Annotated in this window: 3 protein-coding genes, 1 tRNA gene and 1 pseudogene; 4 read left to right on the forward strand and 1 reads right to left on the reverse strand. The window is 63.3% G+C overall.

Going from position 1 to position 2,357, the window contains the following annotated elements:
• Window positions 1-213 (forward strand): annotated as a pseudogene (locus tag VDP82_RS17135) (hypothetical protein); the annotation flags it as partial.
• A gap of 304 nt (window positions 214-517) precedes the next feature.
• Here the strand turns inward: VDP82_RS17135 and VDP82_RS17140 are convergent.
• Window positions 518-607, reverse strand: a tRNA-Ser gene (locus tag VDP82_RS17140).
• Window positions 608-849: 242 nt separating this feature from the next.
• On the opposite strand from VDP82_RS17140, the gene VDP82_RS17145 reads away from it, so the two are divergent.
• From VDP82_RS17145 to VDP82_RS17155, 3 genes are read left to right on the forward strand one after another with little or no spacing between them, the layout of a single operon-like run.
• Window positions 850-1,173 carry a hypothetical protein gene (locus VDP82_RS17145; RefSeq protein WP_323016035.1) on the forward strand — a complete coding sequence of 108 codons (324 nt, stop codon included), beginning with the start codon at window positions 850-852 and terminating at the stop codon, window positions 1,171-1,173.
• A gap of 25 nt (window positions 1,174-1,198) precedes the next feature.
• Window positions 1,199-1,855: a peptide-methionine (S)-S-oxide reductase MsrA gene (msrA, locus tag VDP82_RS17150; RefSeq protein ID WP_323016036.1), complete on the forward strand. Its 657-nt coding sequence runs from the start codon at window positions 1,199-1,201 to the stop codon at window positions 1,853-1,855.
• A 58-nt stretch (window positions 1,856-1,913) separates the two neighbouring features.
• On the forward strand, window positions 1,914-2,291 hold the full coding sequence (locus tag VDP82_RS17155; protein WP_323016037.1) for an MmcQ/YjbR family DNA-binding protein: 378 nt from the start codon (window positions 1,914-1,916) through the stop codon (window positions 2,289-2,291).
• The last annotated feature ends 66 nt before the right edge of the window (window positions 2,292-2,357 follow it).

Here is a 2,357-nt window from a genome sequence, read left to right on the forward strand (position 1 = left end):
CAGACCATCGATCCCGAGGCCTTCGTCCTGGGCGGCGATCTCACGCTTCTTGGTGACGATTTCCTCACGCCGATGCGGGAGCGCTACAAGGCGCTTACGGGGGAGGATGCGCCAATCTCTATCGGAACCGCCGCCCGGGTGCTCAGCGGCTGGGAGCAGCAGGACGAGCCCGCCCTGGGGGCAATTGGCCTGGTCATCAAGCAACCAACCTAGTGGCCGCATAGTGAGGTGAAGCAGCCCCATCCGCAACGCTTGACAAAAGATATCACCCTGCGCTGCGGCTGTCCAAGGCCCATCGAATCTTTGGTGACATAACCCCTCCCAAGGCGGACTCTACGCCACTGACCACCCGTAACGGGCGCGCACTACTATCAGAATATCCCCGAGGAAAAAGCCGGAAATCCTACACGGCGTTGGAGAAATCCGGCCTTCAGAGAGCATGAGGGATCTTGAATATGCAGCTTGCGTCGGCACCTTCATAGAGCAAAGTACAATGATATTAATATGTTAGATTAAATGGCGGAGAGAGAGGGATTCGAACCCTCGAGACGGTCACCCGCCTACACACTTTCCAGGCGTGCGCCTTCGACCACTCGGCCATCTCTCCGCATCGCCTTATCCCCGGATGGAAAACCGGAAAGGCCGGCGACAGCCGGCGCGAGCGAGGCGCAATATACTTATCGGCGCTCCGAGCGCAAGACATCACGTCCAGGCGAACAGCGATTGTTTTTTATCCCCGCCCTGCCCATCTTGTGAAGCACAGGCGGGCCGTGGCAGACTCGGACCGCGTCAGGGGAACGGAACGGCAAGGCCAGCCCGGACTTGTCCCCGCCGGCACGGGAAATGCGCATGCGGCTTTTTTTGAGAGTGGCGGGCACCTGGCTCATTGCCCTGGCGCTCATCCTGCTTGTCGTCGACGGCACCCGCTCGCTCGCCGCCAGCGGGCTGGTCTATACCAGCCTGGTGGCGCTATGGACGCAAGTGCACGCGCCCAGCCTGGGGGCGGTGGAGGCCTTTTTCGACAGCCGGTTTTTCGCCGAGCTGCTCGATACCGCCTTCAAGGCCCTGCTCGAAAGCCCCGCCTTCGCCGTTCTGGGGATTCCGGGCATCGTGCTGGCCCTGACAGGACGGCGCCCGCGCCGCGAGCGCTTCCTGCGCCAGGACCGCATCTGAACCGGCGAAGGAAAGGAAAAAACCCATGTTTTTCAAGACCAAGCCCACCACCATTCCCAGCGCCGCCGAAGCCCTGCCGGGCCGCGCCGCCCCCATGCCGGTGGCCGAAACCCATTTCGTCAACGGCCGCCCGCTCAAGGGTCCACACCCGCAGGGGGCGGAAACGCTTTATCTGGGTCTGGGCTGCTTCTGGGGCGCGGAACGGCTGTTCTGGCAATTGCCCGGCGTCCTCGTCACCGCCGCCGGCTACCAGGGCGGCAGCACGCCCAACCCAAGCTATGAAGAGGTCTGCTCGGGCCTGACCGGCCATGCCGAAACGGTGCAGATCGTCTACGATCCGGCCCGGATCAACCTGCAAACCCTGCTCAAGACCTTCTGGGAAGAACATGACCCGACCCAGGGCATGCGCCAGGGCAATGATGTGGGCACGCAATATCGCTCGGTGATCTATACCACAACGCCGGCCCAGCTCGCGGCGGCGCAGGCGAGCGAAAAAGCCTATGGCGCGGCGCTGGCGGCGCGCGGGCTGGGCCCGATCACCACCGAGATAGCAGCCGCTCCGCAATTTTATTTCGCCGAAACCTATCACCAGCAATATCTGGCCAAAAATCCGAACGGCTATTGCGGGCTGGCCGGCTCCGGCGTCTCCTGCCCCATCGGACTGGGCGTCGCCGCCGGCTGACTTATCCCCGCCGAGCCGTCGTCGCATCGAGGCCGTTTCGGTTAACGGACTGTTAGCATTGAGCATAACCCTTCCCCGCATTCTGCAACGCGACGCCTTCGAAAGGTTCACGCTCGGCCTGACCGGCGCGACGCTGACGCATCAATGGCACGACAATTCGGTGGCCAAGCTCGGCGGCAAGATCTTCGCCCTGCTCGATGGCGGCCAGGGCGACGACGCGGGCGAGATCTGGCTCAAGGTGTCTGACCTGGCCTTCGAGATGATGACCGAGCTGCCCGGCATTCGCCCCGCCCCCTATTTCGCCCGCGCCAAATGGGTGGCGATCTCGGCCGCCAGCCCCCTCAGCGAAGCCGAGCTGCAAGCCTATCTGCGCGAGGCGCACCGGCTCGTCGCCGCCCGCCTGACCCGCAAGCTGCGCGCCGAGCTGGGACTTTAGAATATTTCACGTTTGGTCAGAATCATCGGCTGCCTGGTCCCCTCTTCCTTTGGGGGAGAGGGTCAG

It is taken from the genome of Devosia sp. (assembly GCF_034675085.1).
In the GTDB taxonomy this organism is placed as follows: Bacteria; Pseudomonadota; Alphaproteobacteria; order Rhizobiales; family Devosiaceae; genus Devosia.

Excerpts from the sequence above, each read along its gene's own strand:
- msrA (WP_323016036.1), top strand. The coding sequence starts at position 1,199 with ATGTTTTTCAAGACCAAGCCCACCACCATTCCCAGCGCCGCCGAAGCC.
- VDP82_RS17145 (WP_323016035.1), top strand. The coding sequence starts at position 850 with ATGCGGCTTTTTTTGAGAGTGGCGGGCACCTGGCTCATTGCCCTGGCG.